A 19052-nucleotide genomic window follows, 5' to 3' on the forward strand; every position below is an offset into this window, starting at 1 on the left:
CGGTCGTACGACGACCGCCATTCCACGCGTCGGTTTGCTAAGAGCAGAACGCACGACTGAGCCGACGGCAGGCATGACGGAGCTTGTCATATGCTTGGTGTTACAAGGCGCCAAGGCAATCACTTGCGGCGAGAACGTATTGCACTATGGAGCGGGCAGCTACTTCGTGGCCTCGGTCGAGGTTCCTGTCTTTGGCAGAATATCCGAAGCGAGCCTCCAGAAGCCATTTCTCGGCGTCGGGTTCAGCTTTGACGCCCGTAACATCGCCGACCTTCTGATTGAGATGCCTGATGTTCACGATCCGGAATTCTTGTGTGGCCTCGGCGTGAGTCCGACCGATCCTCAGCTCGAGGAAGCGTTTCTACGGATGATGCGACTTCTCGATAGGCCAAACGAAATTTCCGTCATGGCACCAATGATTGAGCGGGAAATCCTGTTCCGCCTATTGCGGGGACCGCAGGGAGCGAAGCTGCGGCAGATCGCACAGATCGACGGCCGCCAGTCTCAGGTCAGGCGGGCGCTCGCCTGGATTCGCGAAAACTTCACGGAATCTTTCAAGGTCGAAGATCTGGCGCGGATGACGGGAATGAGTGCTTCGGTGTTCCACCGCCATTTCAAGGCGGCAACGACCATGACGCCCATCCAGTATCAGAAGCGGTTCCGTCTCCACGAGGCACGCCGCCTGTTGCTCGAGACTCCGGGCGACGCCGCCCGTGTCGCTTTCGCCGTCGGCTATGAAAGCGCGTCCCAATTCAGCCGGGAATACGGGCGGCTGTTCGGACTTCCGCCCGCCCGCGACGCAAGCCGGCTTCGCGCGAAACCTGTTGCGCCGGTGACGTCGGACGCATCAGACGATGCGGTGACAAGTTTCGGACGCGCAATCTAGCGAGCCTCGTGATAGCATTGTTTCAGGATTTGGCTGGCATGTCATCCATAAGCCCGCTCGCTGATCAAGGAGCACCGATGGCAGCAAGTGGGCATCCATGAAGCCATGCCCATGTTGAAAATGTCATGACGTCGTGCGTGGCGACCACCATAATGCCATGAAGCAGGCCAAGCCGTTCCCGCGGGCGTGGAAGAGTACCGCTGACGCGCCTTTGAGCAGCAACGACAAAGACCGTCGGCGGCTTGGATCAGCTAGAGCGCCCAATCATCCCAATTCTGGACTTCGGCAGCTTTGTCCTCGCGGCAAATGGTTTCCAGCGCCAGCGAGGCACGACTGGAGTGTCTTTGTTTATGCCGCAGGATCGCAAATTGGCGGGACGGCAGAGGGAAGCGCGCCTTTACCAGCAGACCTTGCGTCAAGAGCGGTGCTGCCACGGCTCCCGAAACGACTGTGGCGCAGAGGCCCTCTCTTGCTGCCGATATGACTGCCTCGTTCGACGGCAGTTGCAGCGCGACAGCCAGGTCTGCGGGGTCTATGCCGAGATTGGAAATAGCCGCCTCGAAAGCCGATCGGGTTCCGGACCCCTTTTCCCGCATGACCCATTTTGTGCCCGAAACCAGATCTGCCGGTGCAATTGGTTTGCCACGCGCCCAGGGATGGCGCGGACCGACGACGACAAGGAGTTCGTCCTCGGCAAGCGGCTGAACGTGCAGCGCCGGCTCATCAACGCTGCCTTCGACGAAGCCGACTTCGGCCAATCCATCGAGAACCGCTTTTGCCGCCGTGGTGGTGTTGCCAATCATCAGCTTCAGGTCAATGCCCGGATAGCGGATCTTGAAACGCATCAGCATCGCCGGTAGCCAATAGCTTGCGATCGTCTGGCTTGCAAAAACGACCAGTTCACCCTTTTGCAAGCCGCCGAGATCGGACAGGACGAGCGCTGCGGCCTTTGCGCGCGCCAGCGTCGCTCTAGCCTCTCCCAGAAACACCCGTCCTTCATATGTCAGCTCTATGCGGCGTCCGACGCGATGGAAAAGCTCGACACCATAGGAGGTCTCGAGATTGCGGATAGCCGAACTGACGGCCGATGGCGTGAGCCCGATCGCAAAGGCGGCTTTGGTCAGATGCTCGCGTTCGGCAACCGCTACGAAAATGGAAAGCTGTTCAAACGTCATTGATTCGATCGTTCGATTTTACCGAATGAAACATACTAAACTATTCAATGGAAGTCGACAATTGAGTGTGGGAGATTGCAGTCTTCCGCAAGGTCTAGCCGATGATCGTTTCCGCCTCACGTTCCCTGTCGCTTCCTGCCGTCCTGCCGGGACTCGTCCTGTGTGCAGCAGTCACGCTCTCGGCGTCTCTCGTTGAAGAACTGCAGATGATGATTTTCGGCTCGCATTGGATCGAGAGCCTCGTGCTAGCCATTCTGATCGGCATTGCCGTGCGCTCATCGATCTGCCTGTCGCCGACCTTCATTCCCGGCATCCAATTTGCCGCCAAGACGCTCCTGGAGATTGCGGTCGTGTTGCTCGGCGCCTCGCTCAGCACGGCTGCTATCAGGCAGGCTGGACTGCCGCTTGTCGGCGGAATTGCCGTTCTGGTTGCTCTGTCTTTGGTCGGCAGCTTTGTTATCGGGCGGCTCTTCGGGCTGTCGGCCAGCCTGGCGACGTTGGTTGCTTGCGGCAACTCGATCTGCGGCAATTCCGCGATTGCCGCCGCAGCGCCGGTGATCGGCGCCAAACCGGACGATATCGCGGCCTCGATAGCCTTTACCGCAGTGCTTGGTATCGGCGCCGTGCTGACGCTGCCGCTTCTTCACCTGCTCTTTGGTCTCAGCGCAATGCAATACGGCGTTTTCGCAGGACTGACAGCCTATGCCGTCCCGCAGGTCTTGGCGGCCACGGCCTCTGCCGGAGTGGTCAGCACCCAGGTGGGCACGCTCGTCAAACTGATCCGCGTGATGATGCTCGGACCCGTCATCCTCGTGCTCGGCGCAGTTCATGGCCGCCGCCCTGGCGGTTCGCCAGTCAATCTCCGCCATCTTCTCCCATGGTTCATCCTCGGTTTTGCAGCCATGGCGACGCTTCGTTCCCTCGACGCGATCCCGGCACCGCTGTTGCCCGGAATGGCGGCTGTCTCCGCCGCCTTCACCGTCACCGCCATGGCCGCGTTGGGCCTCTCCGTTGATGTCAGATCCGTCGCCCATACCGGCGGCCGTGTGCTTTCAGCCGCAGCGCTGTCGCTGTTGGCGCTCGGGGCTCTCGGGCTTTGCCTGATCGGGCTGCTGAATATCGTCTGATCGAGGCGATATGCCCAAAATACTTGCAAAGATTCCGGTTGCCTTCCAAACGATCAGCGGCTAGCCTGTATATACAGGTCAGGCGGAAGCATAGATCGTCATGCGGGTCATCTCTTCACAACAAGCTGCGGATCTTCTCGAAGACGGGATGACTGTCGCTGCTTCCGGTTTTGGAGGATGCTGCCATCCCGAGGCCATCACGGCCGCTGTCGAGGAGCGTTTCCTCGCCTCTGGAAAACCCCGCAACCTGACGCTTCTGTTTGCTGCCAGCACGGGCGATCGTCAGACGCGCGGCATGGGGCACTTCGGTTATGAAGGTCTGGTCGCCTGCGTGATTGCCGGGGGATGGCGCGGAACGCCGCGCCTTGGAAAACTTGCGATCGAGGAAAAGATCGAAGCGCATTGCTGGCCGCAGGGCGTCATCGCGCAACTCTATCGAGCGATTGCCGCCGGTCAGCCTGGAGTGGTCACCCATATCGGGCTCGGCTCTTTCATGGATCCGCTTCATGGCGGCGGTCGCATGAATGCGACGACGCCGCGCCCGCTTGTCGAGCGTGTGTCGTTGCGCGGCAAGGAATGGCTGCTTTATCCGTCGATGCCGCTCGACTGCGTGCTCTTGCGCGGAACGACGGCCGACGAAGATGGGAACATCACCCTCGAGGACGAGGCCTTCCCCCTCGACGTGCTCGCCATGGCGCAGGCGGGGCGAAACTCCGGTGGCATTGTCGTCGTGCAGGTCAAACGGATTGCCGAACGCGGCTCGCTGCAGCCGAACGATGTTCGTATCCCGGCGGCGCTCGTCGATTATGTCGTCGTCTGCGATGATCCGGCCCAGCACGGCATCAGTTTCGCCGAGACCGACAATATCGCCTATACCGGACGCGTCCGGGTGGCGGCGAGCCGCTTGCTGCCGGCGCCGCTGTCGGTCGATAAGATTATTCAGCGACGCGCCTTCCTGGAACTGGCGCCGCTGAACCGCCCGACGATCAACCTCGGCATCGGCATTGCCGCCGGGATCGGCCGTATCGCCAGCGAAGAGGGATTCGACGATTATACGGTGACGATCGAATCCGGCGTCATCGGCGGCGTGCCGGCCGAAGAGCTGTCCTTCGGCGCTGCCGTCAATCCGACCGCCATCGTCCCACAGGCATCGCAGTTTGACTTTTACGACGGCGGCGGCCTGGATATCGCCTTCCTCGGCATGGCAGAGGTGGATCGGCATGGGGCGGTCAATGTCAGCCGCTTCAATAATTCCATCGTCGGGGTCGGCGGGTTCACCAATATCTCGCAGACGGCCAAGCACGTCGTCTATCTCGGCGCATTTTCGGCTGGCGGCGCTGAAATTGCGGTTGCCGACGGCAGGCTCGACATCGTCAGGGACGGCCGCCTCTGCAAGATCGTCGAGGCTGTCGACCAGATCAGTTCGAGCCCGGCCTTTGCGCCTGAGGGACAATCACAGCTCGTCGTCACTGAGCGGGCCGTTTTTCGGGTGATCGGCGGATGCTTGACGCTGACGGAGTTTGCCCCCGGCATCGATCTTGCCGCCGATGTTCTCGACCGCCTGCCGAAGGGCATCGCGGTGTCGGACCAGCTGAAGCAGATGGATGCGCGCCTGTTTTCGACCCCTGCCATGAAGGACTTTGCCCCATGAAAATCGATGGAGCCGCCATCATCGTCACGGGCTCGGCAACGGGTGTCGGGGCTGCATGCGTGAAGCAATTCGCCGAGGGCGGTGCCCGTGTGGTCGTCAACTACAGCCGCAGCAAGAAAGAGGCCGATGAGACCGGCGATATCTGCCGCAGCCTGGGCGCGGAGGTAGAGATCGTCCAGGCCGACGTTGCCGACGACGCGGCTTGCCGCCGGATGGTCGCGATTACCGTCAATCGATGGGGGCGGCTCGACGCCTTGGTGAACAATGCTGCAATGACGGTGAAATCCGATCCTTTCGATCTGGAGACATTGTCGGCCGAAGACTTTCAGAGCGTTTTCGGCGTCAACGTCATCGGCGCCTATCAGATGTGCCGGGCAGCGGTGCCTGCGATGCGGGACAGCGGTGGTGGTGCGATCGTCAATGTCTCATCCAACGTTGCCTTTACCGGCGGCGGTAGCTCGCTTGCCTATACGGCCTCCAAGGGCGCGCTGAATGCGCTGACTTTGGCCTTGGCGCGCACCTGTGGTCCCGATATCCGCGTCAACGCGGTTTGTCCCGGCATCATCGATACGCGCTGGATGCGCGACACGCTCGGGCCGGATGCCTATGGAGCCCTTGCCAAGCGATTTTCGGAAACCGCGCCGCTCGGCCGGGTCGCAACACCGGAAGACGTTGCCGGCGCCATCGTCTGGCTTGTTCAGGGTGCCGACTTCGTCACCGGCGAATTGCTTTCCGTGGACGGCGGTATCCGCCTGTCCGGTGGCGTTCGCAAACCCGCGACTTCCGGGGGAGCCGCATCGTGACGCTGTCGGCCCAATCCATCCTCGACTTTCCGGTGCCGCAGGCGACACATGTGGTTACCGCAAGGGATGCCATCCTTTACGCCCTGTCGGTTGGCTACGGCACCGACGCACCCGACGCGGCACTGAAATACGTCTATGAACGCGATCTCGTGACCGCGCCGACCCTTGCCAATATCGTGGCACATCCGGGGCCATGGATGCAGCAGACGGGCGTCGACTGGGCACGTCTGGTGCATTCCGAACATCGCCTGACGATCCACCGGCCGGTCCCCCTCGATGTGCCGCTGATCTCCCGGTCGCGCGTCTTGTCGGTGGTCGACCGCGGCGTTGAGAGAGGAATGTTCGTCAGCTTCGAGCGCCTGATCGCAACCGCTGAACGTGATGAGTCAATCGCAACGATCGTCCAGACCAATGCGTGCCGCGGCGACGGTGGATGCGGCTCAGTGGGATCTGCACCTGAACCTCTGTCCAAAGTCCCGGACAGAGAGCCGGACCTTGAATTCAATGTCCACATTCCTGACAACGCCGCTCTGCTTTATCGTCTGAACGGCGATCTCAATCCGCTGCATGTCGATCCGCAGGCCGCCGGCAAAAGCGGCTTTGACCGGCCGATCCTGCATGGGCTGTGCAGCTTCGGTTATGCGGGCTACGCCATCGTCGCTGCCATCGATCCAGGCATGGCAAGCGGCTTGAGCGCCATCGCGGCGCGTTTCAGCGCGCCGATCTTTCCCGGCGAAACGATCACCGTGCAGATGTGGCGTAACGATGCCGAGATTCGCTTCAGGGGGCTCGTTGCTTCCCGGCGCGCTACCATCCTCGATAATGGTATGGCGAGGTTGTCATGACAAAAGCGCTCAAACCAGCCGCCGGCGAGGCGCGCCATTATATCAGGATCAAGGAGCAGATCCTGGCCGAGATCGCCGAGGGCAAGCTGCAGCCGGGAGACCGGGTATCTTCTGAAAGCGAGTTGGTGGCGGCATTCGGCGTCAGCCGCATGACGGCGAACCGGGCGCTGCGGGAGTTGATGTTCGAGGGTGTTCTCAAGCGATCGGCCGGGATCGGAACATTCGTTTCGCCAAAGCACCTCGACGTCGATCTGCTTCAAATTCGCAACATAGCCGACGAAATACTGGAACGGGGTCACAAGCATAAGGCGGCGGTCGTCGCGGCCGGCTTGATGAAGGCGGATGCCAACGTCGCCGATGCGCTCGAACTCATCCTCGGCGCGGAAGTGATGCATTCGCTGATCGTGCACATGGAAAACGACCAGCCGATTCAGGTCGAGGAGCGTTACGTCAATCCCCTGGTCGCGCCCGACTATCTCTCGACCGACTTCCGCAGCATGACGCCGCATGAATATCTGACGAAGGTGGCTCCGATAACGGCGTTCGAACATATCGTCCAGGCTGTCAGGCCGGATACGACGATACGCAAATATCTTGGCCTGAGGAATGACCACCCTTGCCTGCGCGTCTTTCGAAGAACCTGGTCAGGCGAGGCCGTCGTGACCTGTGCGCTGTTATATTATCCCGGCGCGCAATATCGGCTGGAAGCACGGTCCACCAAGGGTCCCTCCAGGCCCGTCGCCATTCTCGGAGAAAAACAGTGAGCGCCACCAATTCTCCATCGATCATCTTCAGCGCGGCGCCGCCGACGATCGAGGACATCGCGGCAATTGCCCGTCGGCACGCAAGGGTCGAGGTATCCGCCGAGGTCGATGCCCGGATTGTGGCCGCGCGCGCCGTCGTCGACCGCTATACGGAAAGCGATCTGCCGGTCTATGGCCTGACGACAGGACTTGGGGCGGGGGTCGATACAAGACTTGCAACGGAAGATCTGGTGGCGTTCCAGATGCGTGTGCCGCAAGCCCGCTCGGTCGGCGTCGGAGCGCCGCTTGCCCAGGAATCCGTGCGGGCGATGATGGCGGTCAGGGCCGCCGGCATGGCGGCGGGCGGCTCCGGCGTTTCGCTGAAAGTCTTCCAGGGTCTGATCGCCGCCATCAATGCCGGTGTGCATCCTGTCGTCCCCTCATTGGGCTCGATCGGTGCGGCGGATTTGGCGCCGCTTGCCCATATGAGCCGGGGCCTTCTGGGCTTCGGTGAGATCGAGCTTGGCGGCGAAGTGCTGCCGGCCGCCATCGCCCTTGACAGGGCCGGCCTGAAGCCTCTCGAATTCGCGCCGAAGGACGGCCATGCGCTTGTTGTTGCCAACAGCCTCTCCATCGGCCTCGCCTGCTTGACGCTTGTGGATATCGAGCGGCTGTTCGATTGGTCCCTGAAGGCGATTGCCGTCAATTTCGAAGCGTTCCGGGCCAATGTCAGTGCCTTCGACGACCGCGCTCTGGCTGCAAGGCCGGCCTTTGGACAGCGCCGCGTCGCAGCTCAGCTGATGGAGCTTCTTTCGGGCAGCTCCTTGCTTGCCGCCGATGCAGCAAGGCGTCTGCAGGATCCTTTGAGCTACCGCTGCACACCGCAGGTCTGGGGCGCGTTGAGGCATGCGATCGATGAGGCAAGGCAGGCGACCGACATAGAGCTCGTCAGTTCCAGTGACAATCCTGTCGTGATCGCATCCGAGGGCGTCATTCTTTCACACGGCAATTTTGACATGACCGCTTTTGTGCTCGCCTGGGAAAGGCTGGAGCAGGCTATGGCGCATTGTGCGGCAGGCACCGCCTATCGGATCATGAAGATCATGTCGCCTGGCATGTCCGACCTGCCACGTTTCCTGACCCCGATGGGTCAGAGCCGTACCGGTTTTGCGACCGTGCAAAAGACCGTCTCGGCCATGGAAGCCGAAATTCGCCATCTGGCGATGCCTGTTTCGCTTTCGCCCATTCCTGTTGCCGATGGCGTCGAAGACCAGGCATCGATGGCTCCGAGCGTTTTGGCAAAGGCGCAGGCGATCGTCGAGCGCCTGCGCTATCTCACCGCCATCGAACTGATTGCTTCGGTACAGGCCGTCGAGCTCAGAGGCGTCTCAGGCGAATTGGGCAAGGGATCGGCGGAAGCCTATGCCTTTGTCCGCAACTACGTCCCGCCGCTTGAAGAGGATCGGGCGCAAGGGCCGGATTTTGCAACGATTGCCGCATTGATCGGGCGTGGCCCGCAATAAGCCGGTTCGCCACTGCCCCGGCAAGAAGGGCAGGGCGCCGACCGGTCCTGCTGATGGTCATTCAGGAGAATGCCGTCAGTCCGTTCATTGAAAAGTCAACAAGAGGGAATGACTATGAAAAATTGGACAAAAGGCATTTTTGCAGCCGGCTTCATGGCAGCCGCCATGTTCCAGTCTGCATCCGCAGAGACCATCAAGGTCGGCAGCAAGAACTTCACCGAGCAGTTCATTCTCGCCGAAATGTACGCCGCCGTTCTGGAAAATGCCGGCATCACCGTCGAGCGCAAGATCAACCTCGGCGGCACGCTGATTGCGCACCAGGCATTGGTGGCCGGCGAGATCGATCTCTATCCGGAATATACCGGCACGGCGCTCGCTTCTGTCGTCAAGGGTGAGATGTCGACCGACGCTGAGAAGGTTTACACTCAGGTCAAGGATTTCTACGCCAAGCAGTTCAACCTCACCTGGCTGAAGCCGAGCGGCATCAACAATGGTTATGTCATCGTGGTCCGGCAGGAAACGGCGCAGGCCAACAATCTGAAAAGCCTGTCGGACCTCGCCAAGGTTTCCAAGACCCTGGTCTTCGGCGGCGGCGCTGAATTTCCGGACCGCGCCGATGGCCTGCCAGGCCTGAAGCGTGTCTATGACGCCGAGTTCAAGGAGTTCAAGCAGTTTGCCAAGCTTGGCCTTCGTTATGACGCACTGGAACAAAAGGACATTGACGTCGCCAATGGTGCCGCGACCGACTGGCAGATCGGCTCGAAGCAGCTCGTGCCGCTGGCAGACGACAAGGGTCTGTTTCCGCCCTACTACGTGGCCCCTGTTGTCCGCCAGGACGTGCTGAAGGCCAATCCGAAAGTCGCCGAACTGCTGGAAGCGGTCGGCACTCATCTCGACAACGAGAAAATGCGCGTCCTCAATGCCAAGGTCGAGACCGATCACGAGGAAGCCAAGGACGTTGCGGTCGAATTCCTCAAGGAAAACGGCCTGCTGCCGAAATGATTGTCACGCCCGCGGCCGGGTATCGATCCGGCCGCGACCTGGCGTGGCGATCCTCTTACGGTGTTTGTTCGAAAATCCGTCCGTTCAGCAGCCGGACAGGAATGTGGAGAAGCGGGAAATGCAGGAAATCTGGATCGATTATCTCAACGCCCTCGATGCCAAGGCGCTGGCGCTGACGAATGACGAGATTCTCGATGCGGTGTCGAAAGCGCTGGATGCGCAGGGCAGGGGCGAAACCGTCATCGAGCCGCGTGTTCATCTTGTGCCGGAGAGCTCCGACAAGGGCCATTTCAACGTGCTTCGCGGCTATGTCAAAGCGCTGAACTATGCCGGCGTCAAGGTCGTCGGCGACTTCGTCGACAACTACAAAGTCGATCTGCCCTCGGAGCTTGCGGTTCTCAACCTGTTCGACCCGAACACGGGCGTGCCGAAGGCCATCATCGACGCAACTGCTATCACCGATATGCGCACCGGCGCCGTGACCGCCCTTGGCGCAAAACATCTCGCCCGCAAGGACAGCAAGATTCTCGGCCATATCGGTGCCCGCGGAACCTCCTACTGGAACGTTCGCCTTCTCGACCATCTCTTCGACTTCGATGAAATCCGCGTGCATTCGCGCCGCCCGGAAAGTCGCGATGCCTTCGCAAAGCGTCTTGAGGCGGATCTCGGCAAGAAGATCGTCGTCACCGACAATTGGGAGGATTGCCTCAAGGGCGCCGATATCATGGTCGAGGCCAGCCGTCTGCCGGAACCGGCGCCGCTGTTCAAGACGGAATGGGTGAAGAAGGGAGCCTTCGTCGTACCCTATGGCACGATGAGCGCGCTTGAATTCGATCTCACCGATATCATGGACAAGGTCGTCGTCGACGATTGGGGACAATGCGGCCCCGGCAAGCCTTTCGGAGCGCTTCGCCGTCACGTCGACGAGGGCAAGGTGACGGCCGAGAACCTGCATGCCGAAATCGGCCAGATCGTCTGCGGCATGAAACCCGGCCGCGAAAGCGACGGGGAGACGATCCTGTTCTGGCATCGCGGCCTCAGCACGACCGACGTGGCGCTCGGCGCCGCGATGGTGGAGAAGGCCAGGGAGATGAATATCGGCCAGCGCCTGCGGTTCGCATAAATGGCCATGGTCATGTTCAAGCCAATCGCGTGTTCGAGAATGTATAATCTCAGCCCGCGCATTCGCGGCCTGTGGGACGCGCTGTTTGCGTTGGTCAGCCTACGTTCCGGCGTCGAGCTGGAGATCATCGGCCATCCAGCACCAGCACCCTTGTCGGCTTTATGGGCAAGGCCGGACATGGGGGCGGTGTTCATGTGCGGCTATCCGTTTTCGCGCATGCCCGAGGCAGCGAGACCGACTGCCCTTGCTGCAGCCGTCTCCAGCGAAGCATGGTCTGTGGACCAACCACTCTATGCCAGCCACATCCTCGTCGCCTCCACCGGGCCGGTGAGCGCGGTGGCGGATCACGCTACGGCACGTTGGGGCTGGACCGTCCGCGATTCCCAATCCGGCTACCATGCTGCGCGCTCCTACCTTGCAGGCCGATTTGCAGGCACGATGAAGCAGAGCACGACGGTTGGACCGCTGCTCAACCCCTCAGGCATCGTCGCAGCCCTCAAGGATGGCAGGATCGATGCGGGCGCGATCGACGCCTATGCGTTCCAATTGTTGTCGCTGCACGAACGCGACGCGATCGATGGTCTTCGTATTCTGGCGACGACTGATCCGCTTCCCGCGCCGCTGTTGGTTGCCGCGCAAACATTGCCAACGGACATCGCCTCAGCGTTACAGCGGAGCCTCGTGACGTTGCATGAAACGCCTGAGGGAGCGGCGGGTTTGGAACGGCTCGGCCTCAGGCGATTTTCGGCGGTCGCTCCGTCGGCCTACGATGTCCTGCCGCAGAGAGCCGACGAGGCCGATCGCAGATTGGGGATCTCATGGTAGACAGGCGGACGAGCGCCCGGGCGCGGAGGTCTCGACGATGAAATGGGTCCCTAAACACCTCGACCGACTGTTCGAAGCGCTGTTGGAGCACCTGTATCTGGTTTTTTCCTCGGTCGGCATTGCCCTGGTGATCTCGCTGATCGTCGGGATATGGGCGGCAAGGCGGCCGCGGAGCTTCGCGGTTATCATCATCTTCACCGGTATCCTGTTCGCCGTGCCGAGCCTGGCGCTGTTTGCTCTTCTCATCCCGATCATGGGGATCGGAGCGGCACCCGCTATAACAGGTCTTGCCGCCTACTCGCTGATGATCCTGATCCGCAATATCGGCATGGGCTTTCAGGCAATTCCGCGTGACATACTCGAAGCTGCCGATGGCATGGGCTACGGCACGGCGCGCCGGATCTGGGAAGTCGAGCTGCCGCTGGCGATGCCCTATATCGTCGGCGGTATCCGCATTGCTATGGTGACGGTCATCGGCATCGCGACCGTTGCCGCCTATATCAATGCCGGCGGGCTGGGCGTCATCATTTTCGAAGGCATCGACCAGCGGTTCCCCGAAAAGATCATCGCCGGCGGGCTGCTGACGTCATTTCTGGCGCTCTTTGCCGACTACTGTTTTGCATCCTTCGAAAAGCTGCTGCGCCGGCGCAGTGGAGGTAGAGCAGCATGATCGTTATCGATGCATTCAGCTGGATCTTCAACAACTCCAGTAGCTTCTTCAATGCTTTCAATCGCCATCTGTTGATGTGCGTCCTATCGCTCGGCATCGCCTTCGTCATTGCCGTGCCACTCGGATTTGCCGTCGCACGGGCACCTCGCGCCGCCTTTACCGTGGTCAATATTGCCGGCGCCTTGCGCTCCATACCGAGCCTTGCGATCCTGTCGGCGGCGATGCCGTTTCTCGGCATCGGATTATTGCCGTCGGTGGTCGCCCTCATCGTCCTTGCCGTGCCGCCGCTGCTGTTGAGCACGATCATCGGCATCCGCGAGATCGACGCCTCGGTGATCGATGCGGCAGATGGAATGGGCATGAGCGCCGGGCAGATGCTGTGGGAGATCGAACTTCCTCTGGCCGTGCCCTCGATTCTGTCGGGCGTCAGGACGAGTGCCATCCAGGTGATCGGCGGGGCGGCGCTGGCCTCCTTCATCGGCGGCGGCGGGCTTGGCGATTTCATCAATGCCGGCATTGCGATCATGAACATGCCGCGCCTTCTCGTCGGAGCGGTTCCGATCGCGCTGCTCGCGATCTTTGCGGAATTGGCGTTCGGCGCCCTGGAGCGCGTCTTCACTCAACGGCGCTAAGCGGCCGAAAGCGGATATCAGGATGATTCATCTCGACCATGTTACGAAGAATTACGACGGAAGCGGCTCGCATGCGGTCGACAATCTCGATCTCCTGATCGAGACCGGTACGACGGTTGCCCTGATCGGTCCGTCGGGCTGCGGCAAGACCACGACCATGCGGATGATCAATCAGTTGGAGACGCCCACGGCGGGGCGTGTGCTGGTCGATGGCAGAGACATCGCCCGGGTCGATCAGAAAGAGCTGCGCCGCAGCATAGGTTATGTCATCCAGCAAGTCGGTCTGTTTCCGCATATGTCGATCGCACGCAATGTCGCGACCGTGCCGCGGCTTCTCGGTTGGGAAAAGGCGCGCAGCGATCGCCGGGTCGACGAACTGCTGGATCTCGTGGGACTTGATCCAGCCATCATGCGGCAGCGCCTGCCGCACGAATTGTCGGGCGGGCAGCGTCAGCGTGTCGGTTTCGCGCGCGCGCTCGCCGCCGACCCTGCAATCATGCTGATGGACGAACCGTTCGGCGCGATCGATCCGATCACCCGCGTTCGGCTTCAGGACGAATTCCGCGATATTCTCAGGAAGGTGAAGAAGACCGTCGTCATCGTCACCCACGATCTCGATGAGGCGATCAAGATGGGTGATCGTATCGCCATCATGCGGGATGGCCGCCTCCTTCAATACGATAGCCCGCAGGAAATCCTCGCGCGTCCCGTCAATGAATTCGTCGAGAGTTTCCTCGGGCCCGACCGGGCCATAAAAAGGTTGAGCTTGATTGCCGTATCGATGATCATGACGGCGCCGGAACCATCGAATGGCGATGCAGATATCGCCGCTGACGCCACGGTTCACGACGCCTTGGCGCTCATTCTCTCCGGCGAGATGCCGGGCCTGCACATCAGGGCCGCCGATGGGACGCTTGCGGGGTATTTGTCTCGTGCCACTCTATTGCGCGCCAATCGGCTGTAGAGCAATTCGGTCCTGCGTCCGGAATTGTGGTCGGAATGGCCGTAGGCTCCATGCGGAGCTTCGGATTCTACACCTCCGAATTTAAGGACCGGTTGCAGGGGCAATCTGCATCTGCGCAGGCCGGCGCTCATCCTGTTGTTGGCCGGAAGGTGGTGGTGCCAGGCCGGTCGGGCGGTTATCGGGCGACGCAGGCGGCGTCTGGGATTGAGCAACCGACCCCGTCATTTCCGTTCCGATGTTCGGATCTACATCGGGGGTCTGATCTCTCGCGGAGTTCGTCGAAACTTGCAATTTTACCTGGTCCGTGCCGATTGGCTGTGGCGTGATTTTGCCGTCGGACGACGATACGCGCCAGACGGTATTGCCGGCGTCATCGGCGACGAGCAGCGCTCCCGTCCCGTCGATCTCGACGCCGACCGGCCGCCCCTTCGCCTGGTCGCCCTGGATAAAGCCCGTGACGACGTCCTGCGCCTTGCCGGATGGCTTGCCGTTTTCGAATGGCACGTACACGACTTTGTAGCCGTTGAAGCTGTCCCGATTCCAACTGCCGTGCTCACCGATAAAGGCGCCGTTGGCGTAAGCGGCCGGCAGCGCTGAATTCATCGAGAAGGTCAGTCCGAGCGCGGCGACATGGCTCGACAGTGAATAATCCGGTGGGATCGCCCTTTCGACCATGTCGGGACGCGGCGGATGCACGCGCGCATCGACATGCTTGCCATAGTAGCTCCATGGCCAGCCATAGAAACCTCCTTCCTTGACCGAGGTCATGTAATCGGGAACGAGGTCTGGACCGAGTTCGTCGCGCTCGTTGACGACCGTCCAGAGCGTCCCTGTGTCCGGGTTGAAGGTAAGGCCGTTCGGATTGCGCAGACCTGAGGCGAAGACGCGCGCCGCGCCGGTGTGCCGGTCGACCTGCCAGATCGCCGCACGGCCCTTTTCTGCTTCAAGCCCGTTCTCGGCGACGTTGGAATTCGAGCCGACCGAGACGTAAAGCATCTGCCCATCGGGGCTCAGCGCCAGGTCCTTGGTCCAGTGATGATTGATCGGACCACCGGGCAAGGGCGTCAGAGTTTTCGGTTGGGTAGTGATTCTATTCTGACCAAGTTCATAGGGGTAGGCGAGAATGGCGGACGTCGAGGCGACATAGAGCGTGTTGTCGACCCAGGCGACACCGAACGGCGAATCGAGTTTCTTCAGAAGATCGTGCCTCTCATCCACTTTGCCGTCGCGGTTCGCGTCACGCAGCAGTGTGATGACGTTGCTTTCCTTCTGCTGGCCGCCGCCACCACGAGCGATCGACATGATCCAGCCCCGGATCAAATCCTTCGGCCGTGAGGTCGGTTTGCCTGATGGGCCGCGCGACTGAATCACCAGTACGTCGCCGTTCGGCAAGGTGTGGACTGTTCTCGGATTGGCGAGGTCATTGGCGTAAGCAGTGACCGTCAAACCGTTCGGGGCGGCCGGCGTCTCACCATCCTTCCAGCCAACGACCTCCGCTACCTTCAGATCAGGCACCAGTGAGGCGGTTGGTTCCGGAAGGACGGGATTCGGTCCGATCTGCTGAGAGATATCAAAATCTCCGCTTTGAGCGTAAGCGGCAAGACCGACGCCAAGAGATATCGACAGAACCGAAGCGCCGAGAATCTGGGATTTTTTCATCATATCCTCCAGGCCAGTCTGGCATATTTTCGAGCGGAAACTGCTGCGGCCACCAGGCACAAGACAAAGGTGAGGGCCGAAAGCATCAGTCCATATGGGACTACGGCCGTCCATCCATCGCCGGCATGGACAAGGTTGTTGGCAAAGGCGATGCCCAGTATGATCAGATAGAGGAGCGCGGACAGGAGCGGCGGCCGCAAAGGGCGGGTGCCGGGACGCATCAGATCCATCAATCCGGCCAGAATTGCAAGCGAGCCCAACATAAGCCCGGCGAACAGCAACCATGCAGAGAAATTCTGCCACATCAGATTGCCGGTCTGCCAGAAAGCGATATCGGTCGCTAGCGCGAGCGTGAAGCAGACGAAGGGAAACGGGACAAACAGCGACTGCATCGGATAGGCGGCCGAGTCTCGATTGCTGGCGGATATAGCCATGGCATGCTCCGTGGGCTGAGAGCTTGAGGATGCCTATCCAACCCGCGGCGGGAGCAGATGGTTCCGCTGCCGCTCCTTCGAAAGAGCAACCTTCGTCACTCAAATAACTGCTCACCTGCTCTGTCCCTAAGGCGCCATCGACATTCCGCCACACAGTCTTTTGTGAAATATATTTCACTGTGTGAATTATATTGACAGAGCTCTGCCGTTGCGATTATCTGCCCATACCGGACTTCGAGGAGGAACTCCGGTCTTCAATGGATCATCGGCAGCCGCTGAGGCGCCGCCGGATATTTGGGAGGGGCTTCGGCCTCGAGGAGGAAACTTGCGCAAATTTCTAAGCACGACCGCATTGGCGGTCCTTGCGTCGACGCTTTTCGCCGGCTTTGCCAGCGCGGACACGGAAAATCCCTTCCGCTGCAAGCCCGGTGAAAAATACGTCATGAATGTCATGGTATCGGGCGTCGAATATTGGTTCCCGGTCTATGAAATGTTCAAGCAGGCCGGTCAGCAGCTCGGTTGCGAGACCGCCTATACCGGCACGCCGGAATATGACGTCAACAAACAGATCGCCACCTTCGACCAGGCGCTGGCCCAGAACCCGGCCGGTATTCTCGTTCACCCGATGAACTCCGACCCGTTCATCGAGCCGATCAACCGGGCGATCGACCAGGGCACGGCAGTCGTGACCTTCGCGGCCGATGCGCCGCTTTCCAAGCGCATCTCGTTCGTCACGTCGGACAATACCCGCGAAGGCACCTATGCGGCCGACGCGATTGCCGAAAAGATGGGTGGCAAGGGTGAATATGCCGTTCTGGAAAATCCGGGCCAGGACAACCACGACAAGCGTATCGCCGCCTTCATCGCCCGTATGGAGGAAAAATATCCTGACATGAAGCTGGTCGGCCGCGCTGCGTCCAACCAGGACCCGAACAAGGCCTATCAGGGCTTGATGAGCCTGGTGCAGGCACATCCGAACATCGGCGCCGTCTTCATGCCGGAAGCGAACTCGGCCATCGGCGCTTCTCAGGCCAACAAGGAAAGCGGCGGCAAGATCCTCGTGATGTGCGCCGACGTCAACGCCAACATTCTCGACATGATCAAGGCGGGCGAAGTGTTCGGCTCGATCAATCCGAACCAGGGCATGCAGGGTTACATGGGCTTCATGCTCCTGTGGCTTGCAAAACATCCAGAACTCATCGACCCGATGAACGACGCCAAGCGCGTCGGCTTCAATCCGATGAGCATTCCGTTCGTCGACAACGGTCTGTCGATCGTCACGGCTGCCAATGCTGACGACTTCTACTGGGACAAGTATCTGAAGCGGAGGGGCACCAAAGGCATCGAGGAGTAAGCCTTTTGTGCCGGCTGTCCGGGGCGTGAAGCGCCGGACAGCCACCGCGAGCGTGAGGAGGAGTCGATGATGGCGTCGGTGCCGGTTCTGGAAATCCGCAATGTCAGCAAGCACTTCGGTGCGGTGAAGGCGTTGACGGAGGTGAGCTTCAGCCTGGAAAGAGGCGAGGTTCATGCGCTTTGCGGCGAAAACGGCGCGGGCAAGTCGACGCTGATGAACATCATTGCCGGCGTGCTGCAGCCGACCGAGGGGGACGTTCTCGTCGACGGCGTGCCGGTAAAGGTGACGTCGCCGGCCGTGGCGCAAGCGCTCGGGCTTGGCCTCGTGCATCAGGAAATTGCGCTCTGCCCCGATGCGACGGTGGCCGAGAACATGTTCATGGCCGCGACCAACCGCCGCCGCTCGCCTTTCATGAACTATAACAGGCTGGAGCGGGATGCGCAGGTCGTGATGAACCGTCTGGCGCCGATCGACGTGCGCCGCAAAGTCGGCGACTTGTCGATTTCCAGCCAGCAGCTTGTCGAGATCGCCAAGGCGCTGACGCTCGATTGCCGGGTGCTGATCTTCGACGAACCGACGGCGGCATTGACGGAATCGGAGACGCAGATCCTGTTCGCAATCATCCGCGACCTGAAGGCGCAGGGTATTTCGATCATCTATATTAGCCACCGCATGGCCGAAATCTTCAGCCTGTGCGACCGGGTCAGCGTGTTTCGCGATGGCCGCTACGTCTCGACGGAGAAAGTGGCGGACGTGACGCCGGATGATGTGGTGCGCCGGATGGTCGGGCGCGAGATCACCCAGCTTTATCCGGAAAAGCAGGCGCCGGCGGAGCGGACCGATGAGATCATTCTGAGCGTCCGCAATCTCGGCGACGGCAGCCGCTTCACGGATGTGAACTTCGACCTGCGCAAAGGGGAAATTCTGGGCGTCGGCGGGCTGATCGGCTCGGGCCGCACCGAGATAGCCGAAGGCATTTGCGGGTTGCGGCTGGTAACCGACGGCGAGGTGCGGCTGCATGGACAGCGGCTGCGGGCGCGCTCTTATGCGCAGGCGGCGCAGGCGGGCGTCGTCTACCTGTCGGAAGACCGGAAAGGCTCCGGCATTTTCCTCGATCTTTCCATTGCCCAGAACATTGCTGTTCTCGATTTGAAATCGCTGACCGGACCGCTGGGGCTGTTGAATTCCAAGGCCGAGGCGGATCGTGCCCACAACCTGGTCCGGCGGCTCGGCGTGCGGATGGGTGGCATCGACATGCCGGTCTCATCGCTGTCCGGCGGAAACCAGCAGAAGGTGGCGATTGCCAAGCAGCTGGCGGTCAATCCCAAGGTCATCCTGATGGATGAGCCGACCCGCGGCATCGATGTCGGCGCCAAATCGGAAATCCACCGGCTGCTGCGCGATCTCGCGCGCTCCGGCATCGGCATCGTCGTCATCTCGTCGGAACTGCCGGAGCTTCTCGGCCTGTGCGACCGAGTGCTGGTCATCCACGAAGGTACAGTGGCAGGCGAGGTCGAAGGCGAGGCGATGACGGAGGAAGTGATCATGCGGCTCGCCTCGGGTATCGGCGGCCACAACAATTCAAAGGCATCAGAGCATGCCGCATAGGGAAAAAGCAGGGGCAGGAGACAGGGTC

At 60.8% G+C, this 19052-nt stretch carries 18 protein-coding genes and 1 pseudogene; 15 read left to right on the forward strand and 4 right to left on the reverse strand.

Going from position 1 to position 19052, the window contains the following annotated elements; all coding sequences use genetic code 11:
• Positions 1–73: 73 nt before the first annotated feature.
• Positions 74–886 (forward strand): AraC family transcriptional regulator, encoded by an 813-nt coding sequence (locus RWK44_RS01910; RefSeq protein ID WP_376774217.1) that lies wholly within the window; start codon positions 74–76, stop codon positions 884–886.
• Positions 887–931: 45 nt separating this feature from the next.
• Here RWK44_RS01910 and RWK44_RS35015 read toward each other — a convergent pair.
• Both RWK44_RS35015 and RWK44_RS01915 read right to left on the reverse strand, forming a co-directional pair.
• Positions 932–1017: pseudogene (locus RWK44_RS35015) on the reverse strand (type II toxin-antitoxin system VapC family toxin); the annotation flags it as partial.
• 120 nt (positions 1018–1137) lie between these two features.
• Positions 1138–2061 (reverse strand): LysR family transcriptional regulator, encoded by a 924-nt coding sequence (locus RWK44_RS01915; protein WP_077976924.1) that lies wholly within the window; start codon positions 2059–2061, stop codon positions 1138–1140.
• A gap of 101 nt (positions 2062–2162) precedes the next feature.
• On the opposite strand from RWK44_RS01915, the gene RWK44_RS01920 reads away from it, so the two are divergent.
• The 12 genes from RWK44_RS01920 (at position 2163) to RWK44_RS01975 (ending at position 13969) form a co-directional block, all read left to right on the forward strand.
• A complete protein-coding gene (locus RWK44_RS01920; protein ID WP_316028290.1) occupies positions 2163–3188 on the forward strand; it encodes a YeiH family protein in 1026 nt (341 codons plus the stop codon).
• Positions 3189–3288: 100 nt separating this feature from the next.
• Positions 3289–4839, forward strand: a complete 1551-nt coding sequence (locus RWK44_RS01925) for an acyl CoA:acetate/3-ketoacid CoA transferase (protein WP_316028291.1) — start codon at positions 3289–3291, stop codon at positions 4837–4839.
• Entirely contained in the window at positions 4836–5642 is an 807-nt protein-coding gene (locus RWK44_RS01930; protein WP_168280901.1) for an SDR family NAD(P)-dependent oxidoreductase, read from the forward strand. The genes RWK44_RS01925 and RWK44_RS01930 overlap by 4 nt, the downstream gene beginning before the upstream one ends.
• Positions 5639–6487 carry a MaoC family dehydratase gene (locus RWK44_RS01935; RefSeq protein WP_316028292.1) on the forward strand — a complete coding sequence of 283 codons (849 nt, stop codon included), beginning with the start codon at positions 5639–5641 and terminating at the stop codon, positions 6485–6487. Before RWK44_RS01930 ends, RWK44_RS01935 begins: the two co-directional genes overlap by 4 nt.
• Positions 6484–7251, forward strand: coding sequence for a histidine utilization repressor (gene hutC, locus RWK44_RS01940; RefSeq protein ID WP_168280897.1), 768 nt, complete (start codon positions 6484–6486; stop codon positions 7249–7251). Before RWK44_RS01935 ends, hutC begins: the two co-directional genes overlap by 4 nt.
• On the forward strand, positions 7248–8753 hold the full coding sequence (locus RWK44_RS01945) for an HAL/PAL/TAL family ammonia-lyase (RefSeq protein WP_316028293.1): 1506 nt from the start codon (positions 7248–7250) through the stop codon (positions 8751–8753). The genes hutC and RWK44_RS01945 overlap by 4 nt, the downstream gene beginning before the upstream one ends.
• 69 nt (positions 8754–8822) lie before the next feature.
• A complete protein-coding gene (locus tag RWK44_RS01950; protein ID WP_206106405.1) occupies positions 8823–9755 on the forward strand; it encodes a glycine betaine ABC transporter substrate-binding protein in 933 nt (310 codons plus the stop codon).
• Positions 9756–9873: 118 nt separating this feature from the next.
• The gene (locus RWK44_RS01955) at positions 9874–10878 is read left to right on the forward strand and encodes an ornithine cyclodeaminase family protein (RefSeq protein ID WP_316028294.1); all 1005 of its coding nucleotides are present in this window, start codon (positions 9874–9876) and stop codon (positions 10876–10878) included.
• A gap of 6 nt (positions 10879–10884) precedes the next feature.
• On the forward strand, positions 10885–11703 hold the full coding sequence (locus RWK44_RS01960) for a phosphate/phosphite/phosphonate ABC transporter substrate-binding protein (RefSeq protein WP_316028330.1): 819 nt from the start codon (positions 10885–10887) through the stop codon (positions 11701–11703).
• Positions 11704–11740: 37 nt separating this feature from the next.
• Positions 11741–12373, forward strand: coding sequence for an ABC transporter permease (locus RWK44_RS01965; RefSeq protein WP_131641260.1), 633 nt, complete (start codon positions 11741–11743; stop codon positions 12371–12373).
• On the forward strand, positions 12370–13005 hold the full coding sequence (locus RWK44_RS01970) for an ABC transporter permease (RefSeq protein ID WP_221999674.1): 636 nt from the start codon (positions 12370–12372) through the stop codon (positions 13003–13005). Before RWK44_RS01965 ends, RWK44_RS01970 begins: the two co-directional genes overlap by 4 nt.
• A gap of 22 nt (positions 13006–13027) precedes the next feature.
• Entirely contained in the window at positions 13028–13969 is a 942-nt protein-coding gene (locus RWK44_RS01975) for an ABC transporter ATP-binding protein (RefSeq protein WP_316028295.1), read from the forward strand.
• Between the two features lie 81 nt (positions 13970–14050).
• Here the strand turns inward: RWK44_RS01975 and RWK44_RS01980 are convergent, their stop codons facing one another.
• Positions 14051–15628: a PQQ-dependent sugar dehydrogenase gene (locus tag RWK44_RS01980; RefSeq protein ID WP_316028296.1), complete on the reverse strand. Its 1578-nt coding sequence runs from the start codon at positions 15626–15628 to the stop codon at positions 14051–14053.
• Positions 15628–16062: a DUF2231 domain-containing protein gene (locus tag RWK44_RS01985; RefSeq protein WP_316028297.1), complete on the reverse strand. Its 435-nt coding sequence runs from the start codon at positions 16060–16062 to the stop codon at positions 15628–15630. The genes RWK44_RS01980 and RWK44_RS01985 overlap by 1 nt, the downstream gene beginning before the upstream one ends.
• 325 nt (positions 16063–16387) lie before the next feature.
• Here RWK44_RS01985 and RWK44_RS01990 point away from each other — a divergent pair, with 325 nt between their 5' ends.
• Together RWK44_RS01990 and RWK44_RS01995 are read left to right on the forward strand one after the other, a co-directional pair.
• A complete protein-coding gene (locus RWK44_RS01990) occupies positions 16388–17416 on the forward strand; it encodes a substrate-binding domain-containing protein (protein ID WP_077976937.1) in 1029 nt (342 codons plus the stop codon).
• A 69-nt stretch (positions 17417–17485) separates the two neighbouring features.
• Positions 17486–19024: a sugar ABC transporter ATP-binding protein gene (locus RWK44_RS01995; RefSeq protein ID WP_221999713.1), complete on the forward strand. Its 1539-nt coding sequence runs from the start codon at positions 17486–17488 to the stop codon at positions 19022–19024.
• The last annotated feature ends 28 nt before the right edge of the window (positions 19025–19052 follow it).

It is taken from the genome of Rhizobium sp. 25PS6 (genome assembly GCF_032464655.1).
In the GTDB taxonomy this organism is placed as follows: Bacteria; Pseudomonadota; Alphaproteobacteria; order Rhizobiales; family Rhizobiaceae; genus Rhizobium; species Rhizobium laguerreae.

Bases quoted from the DNA above. Each gene is read 5' to 3' on its own strand.
- RWK44_RS01965 (WP_131641260.1), top strand. From the start codon at position 11,741: ATGAAATGGGTCCCTAAACACCTCGACCGACTGTTCGAAGCGCTGTTG.
- RWK44_RS01930 (WP_168280901.1), top strand. From the start codon at position 4,836: ATGAAAATCGATGGAGCCGCCATCATCGTCACGGGCTCGGCAACGGGT.
- RWK44_RS01920 (WP_316028290.1), top strand. From the start codon at position 2,163: ATGATCGTTTCCGCCTCACGTTCCCTGTCGCTTCCTGCCGTCCTGCCG.
- RWK44_RS01980 (WP_316028296.1), bottom strand. From the start codon at position 15,628: ATGAAAAAATCCCAGATTCTCGGCGCTTCGGTTCTGTCGATATCTCTT.
- RWK44_RS01950 (WP_206106405.1), top strand. From the start codon at position 8,823: ATGCCGTCAGTCCGTTCATTGAAAAGTCAACAAGAGGGAATGACTATG.
- RWK44_RS01915 (WP_077976924.1), bottom strand. From the start codon at position 2,061: ATGACGTTTGAACAGCTTTCCATTTTCGTAGCGGTTGCCGAACGCGAG.
- RWK44_RS01910 (WP_376774217.1), top strand. From the start codon at position 74: ATGACGGAGCTTGTCATATGCTTGGTGTTACAAGGCGCCAAGGCAATC.
- RWK44_RS01995 (WP_221999713.1), top strand. From the start codon at position 17,486: ATGGCGTCGGTGCCGGTTCTGGAAATCCGCAATGTCAGCAAGCACTTC.
- RWK44_RS01955 (WP_316028294.1), top strand. From the start codon at position 9,874: ATGCAGGAAATCTGGATCGATTATCTCAACGCCCTCGATGCCAAGGCG.
- RWK44_RS01985 (WP_316028297.1), bottom strand. From the start codon at position 16,062: ATGGCTATATCCGCCAGCAATCGAGACTCGGCCGCCTATCCGATGCAG.
- RWK44_RS01970 (WP_221999674.1), top strand. From the start codon at position 12,370: ATGATCGTTATCGATGCATTCAGCTGGATCTTCAACAACTCCAGTAGC.
- RWK44_RS01975 (WP_316028295.1), top strand. From the start codon at position 13,028: ATGATTCATCTCGACCATGTTACGAAGAATTACGACGGAAGCGGCTCG.
- hutC (WP_168280897.1), top strand. From the start codon at position 6,484: ATGACAAAAGCGCTCAAACCAGCCGCCGGCGAGGCGCGCCATTATATC.
- RWK44_RS01960 (WP_316028330.1), top strand. From the start codon at position 10,885: ATGGTCATGTTCAAGCCAATCGCGTGTTCGAGAATGTATAATCTCAGC.
- RWK44_RS01925 (WP_316028291.1), top strand. From the start codon at position 3,289: ATGCGGGTCATCTCTTCACAACAAGCTGCGGATCTTCTCGAAGACGGG.